This is a genomic window from Hymenobacter aerophilus DSM 13606 (assembly GCF_000382225.1).
GTDB lineage: Bacteria > Bacteroidota > Bacteroidia > Cytophagales > Hymenobacteraceae > Hymenobacter > Hymenobacter aerophilus.
The window spans coordinates 1-13,620 of record NZ_KB907830.1; the positions used below are offsets into that span (position 1 = coordinate 1).

Genomic DNA, 13,620 nt, shown 5'->3' on the forward strand with positions numbered 1-13,620 from the left:
CCAATGCTGCTCCATGTAGTGCTTGGCCACCACCAGGTTGCCGCCAAAAAAGCGGGCCGCTACCAGGGCCGTGGTCAGCACCTGCGCATCGGTCAAACGGCGGCCCGAAGCCGGTAGCGGGCTGCCGGCGGGACGCGTAAAACGAATCAAATCATCGAGAACACAGTACATTGCAACGGTCTGTTCGCGCATGGTCGGCAGGGCTTGAAGGGGTCGAATACTTCAAACCTAGGCTGTTCAAGCCGAACAGACCTTTTTTTTGGCCCCGCTATACCCCGCAACTTGGGTTAGCTAGCTAATTCAGGCGCACTTTACCTTCCTTATTCAGTTATGGAAACAGTTGTTCCCATTCCTTTGCCAGCAGCCCGGCGGCAGCCAGTACAACCCTATCCAACCCTGAAAGAAAGCTGGGGATTCGTGGGCTGGTACCTGCTTATGCTGCTGGTCGTGATGGGTGGGTTGCTGGCGGTGGTGGCCTTTATCCTGCCCCACGAGCGGTACGAGCCCAGCACTAACCTGGTGTTGATTGTGGCGGGCAACCTGGTACTGCTGGGCTTTCTGTACTGGCGCTACGGTCGGCGCATGATGCCGTTGCAAGTGCGGGGGCAGGCGCCGGGGTGGCTGTACGCGGCCCTGCCACTGCTGACGGCGGCCGCTATCATGGTGCTCTCGCTGCAAGGGTTTCTGGAGCTGCCCAACTGGTTCCAGGCCTCGTTTGAGCGCATGGCCCGGCAGCCAGCCGCGGTGCTGCTGCTCGGCGGCCTTGTGATTCCGGTGCTGGAAGAAGTGATGTTCCGGGGCCTGCTGCTCCAGGGGCTGCTGCGGCAACGGCGGCCCTGGGTAGCTATCGGGCAGCAGGCGCTGCTTTTCGGACTCGTTCACTTTAACCCATCTCAAAGCCTGAACGCCTTTTTTCTTGGGCTGCTGCTGGGTTGGCTGTGCTACCGCACCGGCTCGCTGCTGGTGTGCATCGGCATTCATGCGCTCAACAATCTGTTGGCTTTCGGGATGATGATTTGGTTGCCCGAAGTTGTTAGGTCCCAAACTTCGTTGCCGGATTTGCTCGGCTCGAATTGGGCCTACGCCGGGCTAGTAGCGCTGGGTGCCGGAGTACTAGGCCTACTGCTGTGGCGCGTAAGCCGGCTGCCGCTGCCTGCTGCCTGGGACAGTGCGCCCAACTCGCCTGAACCTGACCTTGAAAATTAGCGCCGCCGTAGCTTTTGCAGCAGCGCCACGGCTTCGGGGGCCGCGCCGGTGGTTAGCGCAAGGCCGCCGTACACGGCCGTAATGACGGTGGAGCGTAGCAGCATCGTGAGTAGGGGCGAGGCCAAGGCAGGCACCAGCCAGCCGGCTACGCCGGCGGCGGCCGTGATGAGCAGGATGAGCGGAATCTGCCAGGTGAAGGGCTGCATGCCGAAACTGCGCCACACAAACCAGGTGCGGGCCAGGTTGATGCTGACCTGCGCCGCCACGGCCGCCACCGCCGCGCCCACCATGCCCAGCCGCGGAATCAGCAGCAGGTTCAGCCCCACAATCAGCAGCGAAAGCGAGACGTTGAACACCAGATCAAAGCGGTAGCGCGGCGAGGTAACCAGGATGAGGCCGTTGAGGCCCGTGATGCCGTCGAACAGCCGGCTCCCCAGCAGCAGCAGTACCACCAGGGTACCCTGGGCATATTCGGCCCGCATGAGCGAGTAGATGAACGGCAGGTTGAGGCCGATGCCCAGCGCCAGCAGGCAGCCGATGAGGGCGTTGAGGCGGGTGGTGCGGCGGTAAAAATCAGCCATGCCCGAAAGGTTCTGCTGCTTCCAGTAATCAGCCAGCAGCGGGAAGGCAATTTTGTTGAGCGAGCGGGCCGGAATAGCCAGCGCCGTACTGATGTTAAAGGCAATGGCGTAGATGCCGGCCGCCGCCAGGTTCACCTGCGAGCCCACCATCAGCGTATCAATGTACATGATGATGGAGCCGGCCAGCGAGCTAAGCAGCGTGAAGGCGCCCACGCTAAACAGCTCGCGCACCGGCCGTACCGCCAGCACCGCCCGCCGGGGCCGCCAGTGCAGCTCGCCGATGCGCAGCAGGTACCCCGTGAGTACCAGCACCAGCAGCCCGTTCGCGCCCACAAACCACAGCACGTAGCCGTGAAACGACAGCACCCCTAGCGCAAACAGCAGCGCCCCGCCCAGAATCAGCAGCCGCAACACAATGTCCTGCAGAAACGACGAGAAGGCCGTGTGGTACAGTGCCTTCAGGTAGGCATCGAGCAACGAATACAGCAGCGTGAACAGCGCAAACACGATTCCCCAGGCGTAGTACGGGCCCAGCGCGGCGGCGTCCTGCTCGTAGAAGCCCAGCACCACCGGCCGGCCCAGCCAGAACAGGGTCGCTACCACCCCGAAGCTCAGCAGCGGCACGCCCAGCAGAAAGGGCAGGAAGCCGTGGTGGCCATTTTCGGAGTTGCGGAAGTAAGGGAAAAACCGGATGCCCACGCTGGCAAACCCAAACGCGGCCACCTGCGCCAGCAGCGTGGCCACCGAAGCCAGGGTAGTCGTCAGGCCCAGCTGCCCCGGCTCGAAAAACCGCGGCAGCACCAGCGTGGTGCTCACAAAGCCCAGCGCCAGCCCGATATAGGAAATGATGGTGTTGCGCAGCCCCTGCCGCTGAACGATACCCAATTTTAGAAGTGAGAAGTGAGTATTTAGAAGTGAGTTGGTGAGAAGCGAGAAGTGAAACATTGAGCCGGGTATCCCGCATAGGATAGTAGCACGAAAGTCTCACTTCTTACCTCTCATCATCTCACTTCTCACCAGAACATCCTGGCCATTGACGAAGGCCACGTTGCGGCCGCGAAGGTACTCCATGAGGACGCGGAACTGTGCAGGGCCGTTGCGCTGGTTGGCCGGGTCGAAGTTCTCGTTGTGCCAGAGCACCGTACAGACGCCGCCGAACCGCTCGATTTCCTGGAGCATTGGCGTGAGGGCCGGCAGAATCTCGTCGGGGGCCAATTGCAGGTAGCGGGGGTGGTGGAGCGTGGCGTCCATGACGTTGAGCGGGATTTCCAGGAAGTCGTTGGCCTGCCCGGTTCGGAAGTTAAACAGCTGAAACGGCAGGCAATATGAGTTGCGGAAGCCGTAGTGCTCGGCAAAGCCCAAGGTCGAGTCGTATTCAAAAGCCAAACCATCCACTACTAATGGTGTCAGTCGCGGCTCCCATTGCAGGTAGTGGAAACGCAGGCCCGGTTCGGTTCCCGGTGTCCGGGCCAGAGCTGTTACTGCTTGGGCGAGTTGAGTCGAATCGATGCTGGTGCCGATGCTGGCGTGCAACTGAACCTCGGCGCCGGCCGCTTGCAGCGCCGCTATGTTCGGCTGGATGGCGCGGATGGAATAGTCCGCATTCGGCGTGCCGTTGGCGGCTTTGCGGTGTTCGGGCAGAAAGAAGAACGTGCTTTTTGCGCCGTATTCGGCCACGGTCTGCTGCACCAGTTCCAGGTTGTCCCAGGCATCTTTCTGGGTGAAGTGCCGCCACAGCTGCCGTCCGAAATCGAGTAGGTTGCCGCGCCGCAAAGCCGCTTTAGCCGGGGCTTTCCAGGCGCTGTTCAAGTTGTCAATATCATGAGTGATAAAGGCGGCCCAGTGTGCCCCGCCGGCCCAGCGGCGCGCCCGGAGCGGCTGGGCCGTTACGTGCTCGACGGCCGTTTTCAGCAGGTCGAAGTAGTGGTTGACCACCGGCACGGCCACGAACCCGTAGCGGGCCTGCACGCTGGACGCATACGGGAAGCGCCCGTGCTGGTCGCGCTCCGCCGAGAAGAACTCCTGCCAGCCGCTGAGCAGGTAGAAAGCGGCCGAAACCACATCGGCGTTGACGCGCGCCCGGCCGTCGGGCAGCAGCTCCAGCAGCGGCCGCGCGGGGCTGCCATCGAAGAAGAACGGCAGCCGCTGGCCGGCCCATTCACGCCAGTTGGGTTCGGGAGGGTAGGGGTGAGTGCCGGCAAAAAACTGGTGGTCAGTTGCCGATACTTCGATTTGCGGCTGCGTGTCGGCGTAGCCGATGCTCACCGTTGGCACACTACCATAGGCTTCCTCAAAATGCCCCAATACGTACGCCAACCGGATTTCGGCGGTAACGGGAACAATAGCGGGCAGCGGCGGCGGAACCATGGCGCAAAGTAAACCAGAACGGCTCAGCCTAGCTCTGCGAGAAACTACGCCTGCACTGCCGGGGCCACTTCCGCCAGCCACTCCTGCAGCAGGCGCGCCGCCCGCTGCTGGCTGTGGCCCTCGTCGGGGGTGCCCAGGGTGGCGTTGTAGTAGGCGGCGCGTTGGTATAAATCAGCCGGCTTGCTCAGCTGCATCCGTCGGAGCCAAGCACCCAGCTCGGGCAACGTATCGGCCCTTTCCACCAGCCCGCGGGCCACGTAGCCGTAGTAGTCGTCGGCAATGCCGCCCGGGCCGAAGCGGAAGTAGACGCTGGCCAGGTTCAGCAGGGTGGCCTCCAGGTGGGTGCTGGTATCGGCGGCAATCAGGGCATCCTGGCCCGTCAAGAACTCGAATATGTTTTGCTGACGGGCAGCGGAAAACTGCAGCGCCGGGTGCCGGGCGGCCAGAAACGCAAAGTCGCGGGCGTCGCCGGGGTGGGGACGGAAGGTGAAAGTGAGGTTAGGGAATTCGGTTAGCAGGTAGTCGAGGGTGGCGGTGATGGCGGCGGTATCGTCGAGGGTGTTGCAGGCCAGGGCTACGCGGCGCACGGCCGGCGCGAGGTTGCGGCGGGCCAGGAAGGCATCCGCCTTGGGCATGCCCACCAGCTCCACCCGGCCGGCCACGGGGCCGCACAGGCGGTATTTGTCCAGCGCGTCCTGGCCTTCTAGAAGGCTCAACCCAAAGCCCAGGGGCGGAAAACTGGTGCTCACGGTGGCGTGCTGCACGTAGGCGGTCGGCACGCCCTCGGCCTGGCAGGCCAGCAGCAGGGCCCGGGCGTCGTCGTTGTGGTCGTTGGCAAACACCACGGCCCGCGGCCGGTAGTGGCGCAGGGCCCGCCGGTACACCTCGTAGTAGCCGATGGCGTTGAAAATCAGGTCGAAAAACCGTGCGGCCCGCTGGCCCTCAGTGCGTCGCAACGCCCGGTACACGCCCGGCAACTGGCCGTAGTAGAGCAGCTTGCGCCGCAGCGAGAGGCGGTTGACGAACCGATTGTAGCGGCCCAGCTGCTTGCTCTGGCCGGCCACCAGCACGGCATCGGGCAGGGCCCCGCGCAGGAAATGCAGCGCGTCGTAGTTGTTCTGGCTCACCACGTACAGCCACACGTTGCCGCGTAGGGCCTCGGGGTTGCGCACTTTCCGCAGCATGTTGCCCACCAGCCGCAGCCCCGCGTAGCCGGCCACCTTCAGCAACCGTTTCCAGGGGCTGGCGGGCGAAATCGGCTCCAGCGTATGGGCCGGCAGCGAGGCAAACAGGTCGGTGAAGCGCAATTGCAGAATGTCGCGCAGGCGGGCTACCTCACCCCCCCGGCCCCCCTCTCCGCCGGAGAGGGGGGAGCCTGACGATGCTGATGTAGATTGAGGCATTTCCTTTAATGTGGATGAAATGTGCGGAATGTGAAAAATGCGGCCATTTCAAGTTGTCCTGAAGCTATGGGCGGAGCTAGAAGCCCCGCACGTTTTTCCACATTCTAGCACATTTCGCACATTAAACTCACATTCCCTACAGCGCTTCCCAGGTGAGCGGGGTGCCGGCTTGCAGATTTTGGCGGGCGGGCTTGCCGAGCAGCTGCTCGTAGTAGCGGGGGGGCAGGCCGTCGCCGGGGCGCACCACGCGCAGGTTCTCCTTGGTGAACACTTCGCCGGCGGCCACATTCTGGGCCACATACAACGAGCGTTTGTAGAGGCGGCTTTTTTCTTCGGCCCGCTGCACGCCGTACTGCACCTGGCCCAGCGCCTGCCAGGCCCGCTCGGTTTCGGTTACCAGCTGGGCCACTTCCTGGGGTTCCAGCGAAAAGGCCGAATCCACCCCGCCGTCGGCGCGGCGCAGGGTTACGTGCTTTTCGATAACGCAGGCACCCAGCGCCACGGCGGCTACCGAGGCCCCCACGCCCATGGTGTGGTCGGAGAGGCCCACCAGCGCGTCGGAGAAGAGCTGCTGGAAGTGGGGCAGGGTGCGCAGGTTGGTGTTGAGCGGCGTGGCCGGGTAGGTGCTGGTACACTTGAGCAGCACCAGCTCGCGGCAGCCGGCCTCGCGCAGCACCTGCACGGCTTCGGCCACTTCGGCCAGGGTGCTGGCCCCGGTACTCATAATTACGGGTTTGCCGGTGGCAGCCACCCGGCGCAGCAGCGGCCAGTCGGTGTTTTCAAAGGAGGCAATCTTATAGGCCGGCACATCAAGCGTTTCCAGAAAATCGACGGCCGTTTCATCAAACGGCGAGCTGAAGGCCAGCATTCCGTGCTGCCGGGCCCGCTCGAACAGCGGCTGGTGCCACTCCCAGGGCGTGTGCGCCTCCTGATACAGCTCGTGCAGCTCGCGGCCGTACCAGAGCGAGTTGGGGTCGTCGATGCGGTAGGCCCCGGGCAGGGTCATGGTATCGGCGGTGTAGGTCTGGAGCTTGATGGCGTGCGCGCCGGCCGCGGCCATGGCATCCACAATGGCCAGACCGCGCTGCAAGTCCTGGTTGTGGTTGCCACTGAGCTCGGCAATGATAAACGGCGGCTGGTCGGGGCCCACGAGGCGGGAGCCAAAGGAAATGGTCATGGGGCAAAAATACGCACAACTCCACGGTTGCCCAGCAGCTCGCTCACCCCGCCCCCAACCAGCCAAACGTCAGCGAATCGGCCCCACTTTCTGCAGGTTGCAGCTGGAACCCGGCCCGCTCGAAGGCGTGGACCGAAGCGGCGTTGGCGGCCTGCACGTGGCCCAGTACCCGGCCCACCCGCGGGAACTGCGCCAGCAGCTGCCGGGTGCCGGCCAGCAGCAGCGGCGGCGCCAGCCCCCGGCCCCGGAAATCGGCATCGAGCAGGTAGCTGAGCGTAGCCGTTGCGCCTTCCACGGCAAACCGGATAAGCCCCGCCGGGCGGCCTGTAGCAGCATCCTGGGCCAGCAACAGCAGCGCGTTTGCATCGGCCAGCCGGGCCGCCAGCCACCGTTCGTGGTCAGCTTCGGCCACGGGCTCGGGGTTGAAGGAGAAGCGTCGCACGGCCGGCTCGTTGGTCCAGGCCAGCAGCTTGTCCGAGTCGGCGGCCGTTACGGGGCGCAGGGCGAAGGGCGGCGGGGGCAGCCGCAGGGCCCGCAGCTCCTGGCGCAGGCGCACGGGGGCCTGCCCGTCGAATATCCGGCGCTGAGCGGCCTGCATTTCGGTGGCGATGCGGCCGGCTTCGGAGGAGGTGAGGATGTTGGCCGCCGCGGTGTAGGGGCGGGCCAGGCCGGCGGCGCGCAGGTAGTGGTCGAGGTCGTGCTGGTTGGCGGCAGTGGGCAGCAGCAGCAGCAGGCCGCCGCCGGCCGCGCAGTATTCGTAGCTGATGGTGCTGGCCGAGCACACGGCCGCGCCGCACTGGCGCATCAGGGCGGCCAGCTCGGGGGTTGCTAGGTGGCGGTGCAGCGTAAGGTGGGGCTGGCCGGCGGCCCAGGTTTGCAGGGTTTCCCAGCCCTGGTAGGCCCCGCCCACCACCGCATGCACATGGCGCATGCCCGGCAGGGCCAGCAGTTCAGCAGCCACCCGCCGGGTCTGGTGCGTGGGGTCGGCTCCGCCCAGGCACACGAACACGGTGGCCGGGTCGGGCGCCGCTGCCGTTGCGTCATTTTCGGCTGATTCGGTTTGAAACGCCGCCCGCAACGGGGCGTAGGCCGGGCCGCTGAGCAGCCGGGCGCCCGGCTGGCGCAATTCGTAATCGGCCATGGTGAGGCCCCCGGCGGGGTTGAGCACCAGATCGGCGGCCAGCGGGTAGGCGTGCAAATCGTCGAGGTACACCAGCCGGTGCACGGCCCCGCGCACAGTGTTCTGGTAATCGTAGCGGAAATCGTAGCCGTCGAGCACCAGCACATCGTCGGGCCGGAGCACCTGAGCGGCAAGGTAGGCGGCCTCCTCGGGCAGCGGCCGCACGGGCAGAGCCTGCACCGTCAGACCCGCTGCTGTAAGTTGTTCAGCCAGCGCCGCGTCGGGCTCCCGAATCAGGAACAGCTGCTCCGGAAAATCGGGCCGCAGGAGTTCGGCCAGCGCCAGCAGCCGCATCACGTGGCCCAGGCCAATTCGGGCGTTGCCATCGGCGCGGAGGAGGAGACGCATCTTTAATTAAGAATTAAAAATTAGGAATTAAAAATGCCGTACCTGTGTGCGATTGAGTGAGCACCTTACAAACGAGCGAGGTAGAGCAGTAAGCGAAGCGGATGCCTCGCTAGTTTTCGCTTCGTGCTACACCTTCTTCTGCTCAATATGCGCATTAATAGCCACCAGTTCCGGGTGCTTCTCAAGCAGCGCAATCAACTCCTCCGCCCCTAGCATATCGGCCCGATAATCCTCAATCAGCCGCCGAATCAGCTCGAAATCCTCGGCTGTGTCCACCGTGAGGCGGTAGGCGCTGCGGTCGGTAGGGCGGGTCACATGGGCGAATTCTACCCGGCCCGAGCGGTTCTGGTGGATGTAGGGCGTGACGTGCTCCCGGTCGGAAGTGGTAGTGGCGTGGCGGGCGGCTTCGTCGAGCAACTCCCGCGAGAAAATCTCGAAATCGAAGCCCCGCGGGTAGGTGCGCTTCAGCACATTGGAGAGGTACAGGCGCGCGTTGTCGGCCGCCAGATACTGCTGCACAGCCCGCGCAATTAACCCCCCATCCAGCAACGGGCAGTCGGACGTAACGCGCACGATAACGTCTAAATCGTGGGCGGCGGCGCATTGCTGGTAGCGGGCCAGCACGTCGTCCTCGGGGCCGCGCCAAATAGGCAGGGCGTGGGCTGCGCCGAAGTCGGCCAGCGGGTCGTCGGTGGTGTTGGTGGTGATGGCCAGATAAACCGTCAGCCCGCTGGCTTGCAGGCGCTCGACGTGGTAGGCCAGCAGTGACCGGCCCGCCACGGGCATCAGCACTTTGCCCGGCAGCCGGGTGCTGGTCATGCGCGCCTGAGAAATGATGCCGACCTTTTTCACGCTGGTTCTGCCGCCACAAATTCCCGGATGCAGTCAATCACGTACTGCTGCTCCTCGTCGGTGAGGCTGGGGAACAGCGGGATGCTGAGGCAGTGAGCGTAGTAGGCCTCGGCGAGCGGGAAGTCGCCTTCCAGCCAGCCCAGGCCCTGGTAGTAGGGCATCCGGTGCACCGGAATGTAGTGGACCTGCGCGAATATCTGCTTCTCCCGCAACGCATCGTACAGCCCGCGCCGGTCTTCTACCTGAATCACATACAAATGGTAGGCGTGGCCCGGCGCCCCGGCCAGGGGCCGCACGGCGGGCATTCCGGCGAAGGCGGCATCGTAGCGGGCGGCCAGCTCGCGGCGGCGGGTCAGGCCGGCATCGGCGCGCTGCAGCTGGCTAATGCCGAGGGCGCATAGCATATCGGGCAGGCGGTAATTGTAGCCGAGCTCCTGCATTTCCATGTACCAGCTGCCTTCGTCGGGCCGGCTGAGTTGGGCGGGGTCTTTGGTGATGCCGTGGGTGCGCAACGTCAGCAGCCGCTCGTACAGGTCGCGGCGGTTGGTGGTAATCATGCCGCCTTCGCCGGTGGCAATGTGCTTGACGGGGTGGAAGCTGAAGATGGCCAGGTCGGCAAACTGCCCGTTACCGCAGTTCTGGGGCTGGCCCCGGCTATCGACGAACGAGCCGCCGGGGGCGTGGCAGCTGTCTTCGAGCAGCCAGAGGCCGAACTCGTTGCAGAGCTGGCGCGCCTGCTCCAGGTTCACCGGCAAACCCGCAAAGTCCACCGGAATCAGGCCGTGAAAGTGGCCTTTTGGGTGGCTTTCGAGCAAGCGGCGCACGGCCTGCAGATCAATCAAAGCCGTAGCGGGGTCGATGTCGGCGAAATGCACCTCGCCGCCGCAGTAACGCACGCAGTTGGCCGAGGCGGCAAAGGTGATGGGCGTGGTGATGACGCGCTGACCGGGCTGCACATTGAGGGCCAGCGCGCACAGGTGCAGGGCGGCCGTTCCGTTGCTCACGGCCACGGCGTACTCGGCCCCCACGTAGGCCGCAAATTTCTCCTCGAACTCCGCCACCAGCGGCCCCTGCGTCAGGTAGTCGGAGCGCAGGGCGGCCAGCACGGCCTGCTCATCGGCTTCGGTGATGTGCTGGCGGCCGTAGGCAATGGGGCGGGTGGGCTGGAAGGACATCAGGTGAAATAGTGAGATGGTGAAATGGTGAGTTTGACGTTCTGGAAGCTTAGGGCTTCATCCTGCGGAAGAAAACAGGAAGCCACCACAAACGTTCGCTCGCGGAAAGGTGGCTATGTCGTTATATCGACGAGCTGTTTAGGATAAATGAAAGTCAAACTCACCATTTCACCATCTCACTATTTCACCGTAAAACCGGCGTCCACGTGCAGGCGGATTTCCTCCCGAATCTGCTCGGCCGTGAGCCAATCGGTGTTGTTGCTGGAGTCGTAGTGGAAGCCCGGCTCAACGCGGCGGCCGTGGAAGTGGTGAATAAATGCGTTCACGTCCCAGCGCGGCGTGAAGGGCAGAATGACGTAGTATTTGTCCAGCTCGACGGTGCTCAGAGCGTCGGTTTCGGTTATCATTTCCTCGTGCAGCTTCTCGCCGGGGCGGATGCCCACGATTTCCTGCTGGCAGTTGGGCCCGATGGCCTCGGCCACTTCGGTAATTTTGTAGCTCGGGATTTTAGGTACGAATATCTCGCCGCCCCAGCTGTTTTCCAGCGCATACAGCACCAAATCCACCCCCTCATCGAGCGAGATGTGAAAGCGCGTCATGTCGGGGTGGGTGATGGGCAGCACGCCCGAGTCGCGGCGCTGCAGGAAAAACGGCACCACCGACCCACGCGAGCCGATGACGTTGCCGTAGCGCACCACCGAAAAGCGCAAATCGCGCGAGCCTTTCATGTTGTTGGCGGCCACAAACAGCTTGTCGGAGCAGAGCTTGGTGGCGCCATAGAGGTTGATGGGGGCCGCGGCCTTGTCGGTGCTCAGGGCTACCACGTCGGATACGCCGCAGTCGAGGGCCGCGTTAATCACGTTTTCGGCCCCGAAAATGTTGGTTTTGATGCACTCCATTGGGTTGTACTCGGCGGCGGGCACCTGCTTGAGGGCGGCGGCGTGCACAATGATGTCGATGCCCTCGCAGGCCCGCTTTAGCCGCTCGGCGTCGCGCACATCGCCAATAAAGTAGCGGATGGCCGGAAACTCGGAATGCGGAAACTGCTGCGACATCTCGTACTGCTTGAGCTCGTCGCGCGAGTACACCACCAGCCGTTTCACCTGCGGATAGAGCCGGAACACGGTTTCGACGAACTGCTTGCCGAACGAGCCGGTGCCGCCGGTTACCAGAATGGATTTATGGTTGAGGTCGAGGGCCATGGATGGGGTGCTGAGCGAAAGAAGGGCCGGGCCGTGAACCGGCCGGGATGGGGGAGGGCAAAAGTAGGCATTCCGGCCGGAGCTTGCGTAGTTTTGCGTCGTCCGCCCTATCGATTGTCATCCTGACGAAGGAAGGACCTTATCACGTAGAAGCGAGTCATTATTACGACTGCCTTGGCATGATAAGGTCCTTCCTTCGTCAGGATAACAGCTGATTTCACCGCTGCTTATGCCTGCCTCCGCTCCCGCCCAACCCATAAAGCTTGTCATCTGGGACCTCGACGACACGTTCTGGCGGGGTACGCTCTCGGAAGGTAGCGTGGAGGCGCTGGCCGAGAACCTGCAGCTGGTGCGCGACACGGCCGCCCGGGGCCTGGTGCATACCATCGTGAGCAAGAACGACTTCGCCCCGGCCGAGGCCCGGCTGCGGGAGCTGGGCATCTGGGAGCTGTTCGTGTTTGCGCGCATCAGCTGGCAACCCAAGGGGCCTATTATAAAGGAACTGCTGAGCCAAATGCAGCTGCGGGCCGCCAACGCGTTGTTCCTCGACGATAACCCCGCCAACCGGGCCGAGGCGCAGTTTTACAACCCCGAGCTGCGCGTGGCCGACCCCACCGAGCTGCCCCAACTGGTCCCGCTACTGCGCGCCAGCGGCCAACCCGACCCCACGCTCGCGCGCCTAGCCCAATACAAGCTGCTGGAGCGCCAGCAGCAGGCCCGCACCCAGTACGACGACAACCTGGCCTTTCTGCGCGATGCTCAGGTGCAGGTCGAGTTTCGGGAGGGGCCAGCCGCCGTGCTGCCCGATCTGGGCCGCCTCGAAGAGCTCATCAACCGCTCCAACCAGCTCAATTTCACCAAGCGCCGCGTGACGCTGCCCGAGCTGGAAGCCAGCCTGCGCGACCCAACTCGCCGCTGGGGTACCGTGCGCGTCCACGACCGGTTCGGCGACTATGGGCTGGTGGGCATCTACTGCCTGAATGAGGCCGAAAACCGGCTGGAGCAGCTCGTTTTTTCCTGCCGCATCCTGCACCTGGGCATCGAACAGTTCACCTACGCTCACCTAGGCTTCCCGGTCCTGGCAGTGCAGGGCGACGTGGCTACGGAGCTGAATCAAACGGAAAAGCCCGACTGGATTACCGTGCAAGCGGCCTCAGCCGCTACCGAAACACCAGCCGTCGTCGCCACGCCGACCGGCCAGCAGCTACGGGTGCTGCTGAAAGGCGGCTGCGACCTGGGCCAGCTCACGCCCTTCCTGCAGGCTTTCGACCTTGATGTAGCCGAGGAGTTCAACTTCAACAACGAGCACCAGATTCCGGTGCACCTCGAGCACACGCTGCTGCTGCGCGCCACCCGCGAGTGGCCCGCCGCCGAGCAACAGCGCCTGGCCGCCGCCCTGCCCTTCCTGGGCCGCGAGGCCTTCGACACCCGCCTTTGGGAGCCCGGCTACGACGTACTGGTGTACAGCCCGCTGATGGACTATACCCAGCCGCTGTACTGCGAGCGGGCCACCGGCCGGCGCGTGCCCTTCGGAGCCTACCAGGACATTACGGCCGAGCCGCCCGCCGCGCTGGCCGCCCGCTACGCCCAGCGCCGTTTCCAAGGAATGAGCGAGGGTTTCCTGCAACGCTTCGCCCGCGAGTTCGAGCACGAAGGCCCGATTTCTCCCGCCGAATTCCAGCAGAATTTACAGTGGCTGCGCGCCCAGGTGCCGGCCCACGTACCCATCTTCCTGCTCAGCGGCGCCGAAATCGACGTGCCCGGCTCGGGTGAAACCGGGGCCCGGCAGCGCCACGAACTGATGAATCAAGCCTTAGCCGAATTCGTGGCTTCGGCCGAAAACTGCTTCCTGCTCGACGTGCGCGCCTTCGTGCAGACGCCCGCCGACGTCACCAACAACCTGCGCCACTACCACCGCCGCCATTACCGCGCCCTGGCCCAGCAACTGGCCCAGGCAATCGGTGCCTGGCAGGGGCAGGGCCTAGGTCACTCTCCGTGGGCTGATTTAAAGGCCCGCGCCGTGGGCCTGCTACCCGCCAAGCTGCGCGGTTTGTTGGGGCGGTGAGCTAAAAGAACTGTCATTCTCAGCAGAGCGAAGAATCTTGCGTGCAATACCAACCCCTGACAAG

Annotated in this window: 10 protein-coding genes and 1 pseudogene; 2 read left to right on the forward strand and 9 right to left on the reverse strand. The window is 64.1% G+C overall.

Going from position 1 to position 13,620, the window contains the following annotated elements; translation table 11 throughout:
- Positions 1–192, reverse strand: a pseudogene (locus tag H145_RS24285) (IS982 family transposase); the annotation flags it as partial.
- Between the two features lie 138 nt (positions 193–330).
- Here H145_RS24285 and H145_RS0116580 point away from each other — a divergent pair.
- Positions 331–1,206, forward strand: coding sequence for a CPBP family intramembrane glutamic endopeptidase (locus H145_RS0116580; protein ID WP_083937825.1), 876 nt, complete (start codon positions 331–333; stop codon positions 1,204–1,206).
- Here the strand turns inward: H145_RS0116580 and H145_RS21795 are convergent.
- From H145_RS21795 to pseB, 8 genes are all read right to left on the reverse strand, one after another.
- Complete coding sequence (locus H145_RS21795; protein ID WP_019949282.1) at positions 1,203–2,672, reverse strand: lipopolysaccharide biosynthesis protein; 1,470 nt, start codon at positions 2,670–2,672, stop codon at positions 1,203–1,205. The two genes, H145_RS0116580 and H145_RS21795, sit on opposite strands and share 4 nt — an antisense overlap.
- A 99-nt stretch (positions 2,673–2,771) precedes the next feature.
- Positions 2,772–4,154: a DUF7033 domain-containing protein gene (locus H145_RS0116590; protein WP_019949283.1), complete on the reverse strand. Its 1,383-nt coding sequence runs from the start codon at positions 4,152–4,154 to the stop codon at positions 2,772–2,774.
- Between the two features lie 44 nt (positions 4,155–4,198).
- Positions 4,199–5,557, reverse strand: a complete 1,359-nt coding sequence (locus H145_RS0116595; protein WP_240471715.1) for a glycosyltransferase family protein — start codon at positions 5,555–5,557, stop codon at positions 4,199–4,201.
- Between the two features lie 136 nt (positions 5,558–5,693).
- The gene (gene pseI / locus H145_RS0116600; RefSeq protein WP_019949285.1) at positions 5,694–6,734 is read right to left on the reverse strand and encodes a pseudaminic acid synthase; all 1,041 of its coding nucleotides are present in this window, start codon (positions 6,732–6,734) and stop codon (positions 5,694–5,696) included.
- Between the two features lie 43 nt (positions 6,735–6,777).
- Positions 6,778–8,262 carry a UDP-2,4-diacetamido-2,4,6-trideoxy-beta-L-altropyranose hydrolase gene (gene pseG, locus H145_RS21800; RefSeq protein ID WP_019949286.1) on the reverse strand — a complete coding sequence of 495 codons (1,485 nt, stop codon included), beginning with the start codon at positions 8,260–8,262 and terminating at the stop codon, positions 6,778–6,780.
- Between the two features lie 126 nt (positions 8,263–8,388).
- Complete coding sequence (locus tag H145_RS0116610) at positions 8,389–9,114, reverse strand: cytidylyltransferase domain-containing protein (protein ID WP_019949287.1); 726 nt, start codon at positions 9,112–9,114, stop codon at positions 8,389–8,391.
- Positions 9,111–10,289 (reverse strand): UDP-4-amino-4,6-dideoxy-N-acetyl-beta-L-altrosamine transaminase, encoded by a 1,179-nt coding sequence (gene pseC, locus H145_RS0116615; protein ID WP_019949288.1) that lies wholly within the window; start codon positions 10,287–10,289, stop codon positions 9,111–9,113. Before pseC ends, H145_RS0116610 begins: the two co-directional genes overlap by 4 nt.
- A 179-nt stretch (positions 10,290–10,468) precedes the next feature.
- A complete protein-coding gene (gene pseB / locus H145_RS0116620) occupies positions 10,469–11,491 on the reverse strand; it encodes a UDP-N-acetylglucosamine 4,6-dehydratase (inverting) (protein WP_019949289.1) in 1,023 nt (340 codons plus the stop codon).
- Positions 11,492–11,720: 229 nt separating this feature from the next.
- Here pseB and H145_RS23015 point away from each other — a divergent pair, with 229 nt between their 5' ends.
- Entirely contained in the window at positions 11,721–13,556 is a 1,836-nt protein-coding gene (locus tag H145_RS23015) for a hypothetical protein (protein WP_019949290.1), read from the forward strand.
- Positions 13,557–13,620: the final 64 nt, after the last annotated feature.

Bases quoted from the DNA above. Each gene is read 5' to 3' on its own strand.
- H145_RS0116580 (WP_083937825.1), top strand. From the start codon at position 331: ATGGAAACAGTTGTTCCCATTCCTTTGCCAGCAGCCCGGCGGCAGCCA.
- H145_RS0116590 (WP_019949283.1), bottom strand. From the start codon at position 4,154: ATGGTTCCGCCGCCGCTGCCCGCTATTGTTCCCGTTACCGCCGAAATC.
- H145_RS0116595 (WP_240471715.1), bottom strand. From the start codon at position 5,557: ATGCCTCAATCTACATCAGCATCGTCAGGCTCCCCCCTCTCCGGCGGA.
- pseI (WP_019949285.1), bottom strand. From the start codon at position 6,734: ATGACCATTTCCTTTGGCTCCCGCCTCGTGGGCCCCGACCAGCCGCCG.
- pseG (WP_019949286.1), bottom strand. From the start codon at position 8,262: ATGCGTCTCCTCCTCCGCGCCGATGGCAACGCCCGAATTGGCCTGGGC.
- pseC (WP_019949288.1), bottom strand. From the start codon at position 10,289: ATGTCCTTCCAGCCCACCCGCCCCATTGCCTACGGCCGCCAGCACATC.
- pseB (WP_019949289.1), bottom strand. From the start codon at position 11,491: ATGGCCCTCGACCTCAACCATAAATCCATTCTGGTAACCGGCGGCACC.
- H145_RS23015 (WP_019949290.1), top strand. From the start codon at position 11,721: ATGCCTGCCTCCGCTCCCGCCCAACCCATAAAGCTTGTCATCTGGGAC.